Genomic DNA, 284 nt, shown 5'->3' with positions numbered 1-284 from the left:
CGACAGTGACGGCGCGCCGCTGATCCTGGTCTCGATGCTGTCGGCGCATACCGGCGCGCTGCTTGCCGACCCGCGCTGTTCGCTGCTGGTCGGCGAACCCGGCAAGGGCGATCCGCTGGCGCATCCGCGCATCAGCCTGGCATGCCGGGCCGTGCGACTGGAGCGGGGGTCGGCCGACCAGATCCGCGCCGAACGGCGCTACCTCAACCGCAATCCGAAGGCGAAGCTCTATGCCGGGCTCGGTGACTTCTCGTTTTTCCGGCTTGAGCCCGGGTCGGCCAGCC

1 pseudogene is annotated in these 284 nt (G+C 70.1%); it reads left to right on the top strand.

Annotated features, from left to right (window positions below):
- A pseudogene (locus EN851_RS35850) lies at positions 1–284 on the top strand (HugZ family protein); the annotation flags it as partial.

The sequence above is a fragment of the Mesorhizobium sp. M8A.F.Ca.ET.208.01.1.1 genome, assembly GCF_004791315.1.
In the GTDB taxonomy this organism is placed as follows: Bacteria; Pseudomonadota; Alphaproteobacteria; order Rhizobiales; family Rhizobiaceae; genus Mesorhizobium.
Note: the sequence above shows the minus strand (reverse complement) of the source record. Positions and strands in the feature narration are given on the sequence as shown.